This is a genomic window from Brachybacterium sp. (genome assembly GCF_052095815.1).
Lineage (GTDB): Bacteria > Actinomycetota > Actinomycetes > Actinomycetales > Dermabacteraceae > Brachybacterium.
Genome location: NZ_JBQDLF010000005.1, coordinates 99,905 through 106,067, shown reverse-complemented (window position 1 = coordinate 106,067; position 6,163 = coordinate 99,905). Strand labels below are relative to the sequence as shown.

Here is a 6,163-nt window from a genome sequence, read left to right as displayed (position 1 = left end):
TGGGGTCCCCACCCCCCCGCGGGGCCGTTTCCGTGTTGGTACCGCCCGGGGGGGCCTGGGTGTGGGGGCCCCCCCCCCCCGCCCCCCCCCCCGTGGGGGGGGGCCCCGCGCCGGTATCATCACCGAGGACCCAGCGCGGAAGGACCGACATGACCCAGACGTTCACGTCACCGATACCCGTTCTCCCGAAGAGAGAGGATGGGCGTCGCGTCCTCCTGAAGCTCTCCGGAGAAGCATTCGGCGGAGGAGCCGTCGGCGTCGATCCCGACGTCGTCGCCCGAGTCGCGGGCGAGATCGCCGAGGGCGTCGCCCAGGGCATCGAGTGCGCCATCGTCGTCGGAGGCGGCAACTTCTTCCGCGGTGCGGAGCTCTCCCAGCGCGGCATGGACCGGCGTCGTGCCGACTACATGGGCATGCTCGGCACCGTGATGAACTGCCTCGCCCTGCAGGACTTCCTGGAGCAGCGAGGAGTCTCCACCCGGGTGCAGACCGCGATCGAGATGGGCCAGGTCGCCGAGCCGTACATCCCGCTGCGCGCAGTCCGCCACCTCCAGAAGGGCCGCGTCGTCATCTTCGGCGCTGGTGCCGGGATGCCGTACTTCTCCACCGACACGGTCGCCGTCCAGCGGGCGCTGGAGATCGGCTGCGAAGAGGTGCTGATGGCGAAGAACGGCGTCGACGGGGTGTACGACTCCGACCCCCGCACGAACCCCGACGCGAAGAAGCTCGATCACGTCACCTACAACGATGCTCTCCAGCGCGGGTTGAAGGTCGTGGACTCCACCGCGTTCAGCCTGTGCATGGACAACGGTCAGCAGATGATGGTCTTCGGACTGGACACGCCCGGGAACATCACCCGTGCAATGCGCGGCGACCGGATCGGCACGGTCGTCACCAAGTGACATCGGCCCGGCGCGACCCGGTGCTTCGAGGCACCGACACGCCGGGAGCTCCGCACCCCGCGGGCCTCGCCCAGGCCCTTGACGGTGCGGGACAATGGACAAGGCAAACCCACTCAGAACTGAGGAGCACCCCGTGAGCGACGACACCCCGAGCATCCTGAAGGACGCCGAGGCCAAGATGAAGAAGTCCGTGGAGGTCACCAAGGACGAGTTCACCGCGATCCGCACCGGTCGGGCGAACGCCGCGATGTTCCAGGGGATCACCGCCGATTACTACGGCGCGCCGACCCCGTTGAACCAGCTGGCCTCGCTCCAGTTCCCGGAAGCCCGCACCGTCATCGTCACCCCGTTCGACAAGACCGCCACGACCGCCATCGAGTCGGCGCTGCGCGAGTCGGACCTCGGCGTGAACCCCACCAACAACGGCGACAACCTGCGCGTGGTCCTGCCGGCCCTCACCGAGGAGCGTCGCAAGGACTACGTCAAGCTCGCCCGGAACAAGGCCGAGGACGGCAAGGTCTCGGTGCGCGGATCCCGCGGGAACGCCAAGAAGGCGATCGAGAAGCTGGTCAAGGACAAGGAGATCGGCGAGGACGAGGGCAGCCGCGCTGAGAAGGAGCTCGAGTCGCTCACCAAGAAGTACATCGAACTGATCGATGAGGCGCTCAGCCTCAAGGAGACCGAGCTCGAGACCGTCTGAGTCGCGTCTCGCGATCTCAGAACTGGTGAATGCAGCCCGTGAGCACTGAACCTGCGCCAGCCCCGGCGATGACCGCCTCGTCCCCGGACGAGGCGGTCATCGCCGTACCTTCCGAGGAGCACGCGAAACGGCGCGGGCCGGGACGCAACCTCCCCGCAGCGATCGCGGTCGGGGTGGGTCTGGGAGCGATCCTGATCGTGGCGGTGTTCGTGCTGCCCCAGGCTTTCCCGGTGGTCGCCGCAGTGGCGATGGTCCTCGCCGTTCTCGAGCTCACCCGTGCCCTCGCCGAGGGCGGGCTGCGGCTCCCACCGACCCCGCTCCTGGTGGGCGTGATCGGGATGGTGGTCTCCACCGTGGTGTTCGGTGCCGAGGGGCTGCTGGTGGCGACCGCTGCCGCGGTCTGCGTGCTGATCCTGTGGCGGGTCAGCGAGTCGATGGGCCTGAGTGCATTGCGCGACGTGGCCGGCGGCGTCTTCGCCCTGGCCTGGGTTCCCTTCCTGGGCTGCTTCCTGCTGCTGCTCTTCGCCCGTGAGCAGGGTCCGATGCTGGTGCTCCTCGCAGTGCTCGGACCGGTCGGCAACGACGTGGGCGGCTATATCGCCGGGGTGCTGTTCGGAAAGCATCCGATGGCACCGAGGATCAGCCCGAAGAAGAGCTGGGAGGGATTCGTCGGATCCCTTCTGCTGGGCACCGCCGCGGTCACCGCCGTCGGGACCCTCGCCCTGGATCTCCCCGTGGAGGTCGGACTCATCATCGGCGCCGTGCTGGTGGTCGTCTCCACCTGCGGAGATCTTGCCCAGTCGCTTCTGAAGCGCGACCTGGGCATCAAGGACATGGGCCATCTGCTGCCCGGCCACGGGGGAGTGCTGGACCGGGTCGACTCGATCCTGCTCGCCGCCCCCACCACCTACGTCATGCTGGAGGTACTGCTGCCATGAAGAACACCGAGAATTCGCCGGAGAAAACCACCGAGAACGGTGCTGGAGGGAAGCCCGCCCCGGAGCCGGTTGCGCTGTCCCGCAATCCCGACCTCTCCCGTGAGGCGATCCCCGGGCAGAAGATCGCTCTGGCTCCTGGCCAGCTGCAGATGAAGCCCGCCCGCCGGGGCAAGCCGCCGGTGCACCTCGCCGACCTCACGCTCGCCGAGCGCGTCGAGGCAGTCAAGGCGATGGGCCTGCCCGGCTTCCGGGCCAAGCAGCTCTCCGTGCACTACTTCGAGCACTTCACCACCGATCCGGAGGACCTCACGGATCTGCCCAAGGAGGGGCGCCAGGAGCTTGTCGACCACTTCTTCCCCCCGCTGCTGACGCAGGTCTCCCGGCAGTCCGCCGACCACGGCGCGACCCAGAAGTTCCTCTGGCAGCTGTTCGACGGGCCCATGGTCGAATCGGTGCTGATGCGCTACAGCGATCGGAACACGCTGTGCATCTCCTCGGAGGCAGGCTGCGGCATGAACTGCCCCTTCTGCGCCACCGGCCAGATGGGCCTGACGCGCAACCTCTCGACCGCCGAGATCCTCGAGCAGGTGCGCATCGCCAACCGGATGCTGGCCCGCGGCGAGCTGCCCGGCGGGACCGGCCGCGTGAACAACATCGTGTTCATGGGGATGGGGGAGCCGCTGGCGAACTACCGCCCCGTGGCGACCGTCTGCCGGCGTCTGAACTCTCCCGCCCCGGAGGGCTTCGGCATGGGAGCTCGCCACATCACCGTCTCCACGGTGGGTCTGGCTCCCGCGGTCCGCAAGCTCACCGCGGAGAAGCTCCCGGTCACGCTCGCGGTGTCCCTCCACGCGCCGGACGATGCGCTGCGCAATGAGCTGGTGCCGATCAACACCCGTTTCGATATCGACGAGATCCTCGACGCCGCCTGGGAGTACTTCGAGACCACCGGACGCCGGGTCAGCATCGAGTACGCCCTGATTCGCGACATCAACGACCAGGCGCACCGGGCGCAGCTGCTCGCCGATCGGCTGATCGCCAAGGGCGGCGCCCACTGGGTGCACGTCAACCCGATCCCGTTGAACCCGGTCAAGGGCTCGAAGTGGACAGCGTCGGACCCGCTGGTGGAGAAGCGCTTCGTGGAGATCCTGCGGGACAACGGCATCTCCGCCACCATCCGAGACACCCGCGGTTCCGACATCGATGGTGCCTGCGGCCAGCTGGCGGCCGAAGTGATCGAGTCCGACACCCGCCGCGAGGATCGTGAGGCGCGGGTCGCCCGCGTCGAGGCCATCGCGGCCGCCACCGACTGATTCCCAGGAGCACAGCTGATGGACGTCCGCTTCACCCCGACCCGATTCCGTGATGGCTACGACATGGCCGAGGTCGATGACTTCCTCGATCGCTGCGAGCAGGCGCTCAAGACCGGCGACGGCTCGGTCAACGCAGAGAGCGTGCTGGACATGCGCTTCACCCCGACCCGGTTCTGTGAGGCCTACGAGATGGCCGAGGTCGACGCCTTCCTCGACGATGTGCTCGCACCGCGCTTCGTTGCGCTCGCTGCCGACGGCGCCGCAGCGCAGGCCGCGCCTGCACAGGACGCCATGCCCGCGGGGAACCCCGCACTAAGGGACCCTGCACAGTCCGGGCTCGCGCAGTCTGTTCCGGCACAGTCTGCTCCCGCTCAGTCCGGGCCCGCGCGGGGAGCGGGACACCCCGTCCCGCATCCCGCCGAGAAGAGGGGCTTCCTCTCCCGCCTCCTGCGCGGCCGCTGAGCGCGGCGCAGCGGCAACTGCCCCGCACGCCTCCCCGACCCATCCCTCCCACGCCGTTACAGTGGGACCCCGTCAGCACCGAGGAAGGACCTACCTGGTGAGCACATCGTTCGAGCGTGTCTCGCGCTTCAGCGTCGGATACGACATGCGCGAGGTCGACGAGTTCCTCTCCCGCGCGCGCACCGCCTATGAGGGTCGTGACCCCTCGTTCAGCGGGGGCGACATCACCGCGGCCAGCTTCGGCACCGAGCGGGGCGGCTACGACATGCGCGTGGTGGACGAGGCCCTGGACCGGCTCTCGGATGCCTTCGCGCTGCAGGCCCGCGATGACGCGATCACCCAGCATGGCGAGGACTCCTGGGTCGCACAGCTCACCGAGCGGGCCGAGGTGCTCAAGGAGCGCCTCGAACGCCCTGCAGGGGATCGCTTCGCTCCGGCCGCACAGGGGGAGGCCGCCTATGACAAGGCAGATGTCGACGCCCTGTGCGACCAGCTCGTCGCCTATTTCACCGACGGCCATCCGATGAGCGTCGATGACGTGCGGCGCGCCGCCTTCGGTCGTCGTCGGGGTCCCGACGGCTATCGCGAGGCCGTGGTGGACGTCTACCTCGACCATGTCGCGGACGTGATGGCTTCCGTTCCGTGACCAGCACCCCCGTGCGGAGGCTGGTCCTGCTGGGGTCCACCGGATCCATCGGCACCCAGGCGCTCGACGTGCTGCACCGCTTCCCGGACATCGCACATGTCCACGGCCTCGCCGTCGGTGGCACCCGTCCAGAGCTGGTGGCCGAGCAGGTCCTCGCCCACCGGCCAGAGCATCTGGTGGTCTCCGACCCTGCCCACGCCGCTCAGGTCGACAGTGCTGTGCAACGCGCCTGCCGCGACGCTGGCCTCCCCGCGCCGCGGATCGCAGCCGGGCAGGACGCCGTCATCGACCTCGCGGGATCCCTCGGTGACGGGGACGTGGTGCTCAACGCCATCACCGGCTCCGTCGGTCTGCTGCCCACCCTCGCCGTGCTCGCCTCCGGTGCCCGGCTCGCTCTGGCCAACAAGGAATCGCTCGTCGTGGGCGGTCACCTGGTGACCGAGGCCGTGGCGCCCGGACAGATCCTTCCCGTCGATTCCGAACACACCGCGATCGCGCAGGCCCTGGCCGGGGTGCGCCATGACCAGATCGACCATCTGGTGGTCACCGCCTCCGGAGGCCCGTTCCGCGGGTGGACTCGCGAGCAGCTCGCCGGCGTCACCCCGGAGCAGGCACTGAACCACCCCACCTGGTCGATGGGCCGCGTGATCACGACCAACTCCGCCACCCTGGTCAACAAGGCGCTCGAGGTGATCGAGGCCTGCTTCCAGTTCGACCTGCCGGAGGATCGGGTGCAGGTGGTCGTCCACCCGCAGTCGATCGTGCACTCGATGGTCACGCTCATCGACGGAGCGACGATCGCTCAGGCCAGCCCGCCGGACATGCGCCACGCCATCGGCTGGGCGCTCGCGCACCCGGAGAAGCTCCCCGGCCTCGCCACGGCGCTGGACTTCTCCGCAGCCCAGTCCTGGACCTTCGAACCGGTCGACGAGGACACCTTCGACGCGATCGCTCTGGCCCGCGCTGCGCACCGGGAGGGCGGTGGCGCGATGGCCGTCTACAACGCCGTCAACGAAGAGGCGGTGGACGCCTTCTTCGAGGGGCACCTCGATTTCCTCGGCATCACCGCGCTGATCCGCGAGGTGCTCGAGCGCCCGGAGCGTCCGCGTGCCGCGCACGCCGACGGGGTCGCAGGACTGCTGGCCGTCGAGTCCTGGGCACGTGGGACCGCCCAGACGCTGATCTCCTCGCAGGAGCGCTGA

At 69.0% G+C, this 6,163-nt stretch carries 7 protein-coding genes; all 7 read left to right on the top strand.

The window, feature by feature from the left end; all coding sequences use genetic code 11:
- The first annotated feature begins 149 nt into the window (after window positions 1-149).
- The 7 genes from pyrH (at window position 150) to dxr (ending at window position 6,163) form a co-directional block, all read left to right on the top strand.
- The gene (gene pyrH, locus ACTH43_RS03710; RefSeq protein ID WP_441443582.1) at window positions 150-902 is read left to right on the top strand and encodes a UMP kinase; all 753 of its coding nucleotides are present in this window, start codon (window positions 150-152) and stop codon (window positions 900-902) included.
- Window positions 903-1,035: 133 nt separating this feature from the next.
- Window positions 1,036-1,602 carry a ribosome recycling factor gene (frr, locus tag ACTH43_RS03705; protein WP_441443581.1) on the top strand — a complete coding sequence of 189 codons (567 nt, stop codon included), beginning with the start codon at window positions 1,036-1,038 and terminating at the stop codon, window positions 1,600-1,602.
- Window positions 1,603-1,640: 38 nt separating this feature from the next.
- Window positions 1,641-2,540, top strand: coding sequence for a phosphatidate cytidylyltransferase (locus ACTH43_RS03700; protein WP_441443580.1), 900 nt, complete (start codon window positions 1,641-1,643; stop codon window positions 2,538-2,540).
- Complete coding sequence (rlmN, locus tag ACTH43_RS03695) at window positions 2,537-3,853, top strand: 23S rRNA (adenine(2503)-C(2))-methyltransferase RlmN (RefSeq protein ID WP_441443579.1); 1,317 nt, start codon at window positions 2,537-2,539, stop codon at window positions 3,851-3,853. Before ACTH43_RS03700 ends, rlmN begins: the two co-directional genes overlap by 4 nt.
- Before the next feature lie 18 nt (window positions 3,854-3,871).
- On the top strand, window positions 3,872-4,315 hold the full coding sequence (locus tag ACTH43_RS03690; RefSeq protein WP_441443578.1) for a DivIVA domain-containing protein: 444 nt from the start codon (window positions 3,872-3,874) through the stop codon (window positions 4,313-4,315).
- A 97-nt stretch (window positions 4,316-4,412) separates the two neighbouring features.
- Window positions 4,413-4,961: a DivIVA domain-containing protein gene (locus ACTH43_RS03685; RefSeq protein WP_441443577.1), complete on the top strand. Its 549-nt coding sequence runs from the start codon at window positions 4,413-4,415 to the stop codon at window positions 4,959-4,961.
- Window positions 4,958-6,163 (top strand): 1-deoxy-D-xylulose-5-phosphate reductoisomerase, encoded by a 1,206-nt coding sequence (dxr, locus tag ACTH43_RS03680; protein ID WP_441443576.1) that lies wholly within the window; start codon window positions 4,958-4,960, stop codon window positions 6,161-6,163. The genes ACTH43_RS03685 and dxr overlap by 4 nt, the downstream gene beginning before the upstream one ends.

Bases quoted from the DNA above. Each gene is read 5' to 3' on its own strand.
- pyrH (WP_441443582.1), top strand. From the start codon at position 150: ATGACCCAGACGTTCACGTCACCGATACCCGTTCTCCCGAAGAGAGAG.
- rlmN (WP_441443579.1), top strand. From the start codon at position 2,537: ATGAAGAACACCGAGAATTCGCCGGAGAAAACCACCGAGAACGGTGCT.
- ACTH43_RS03690 (WP_441443578.1), top strand. From the start codon at position 3,872: ATGGACGTCCGCTTCACCCCGACCCGATTCCGTGATGGCTACGACATG.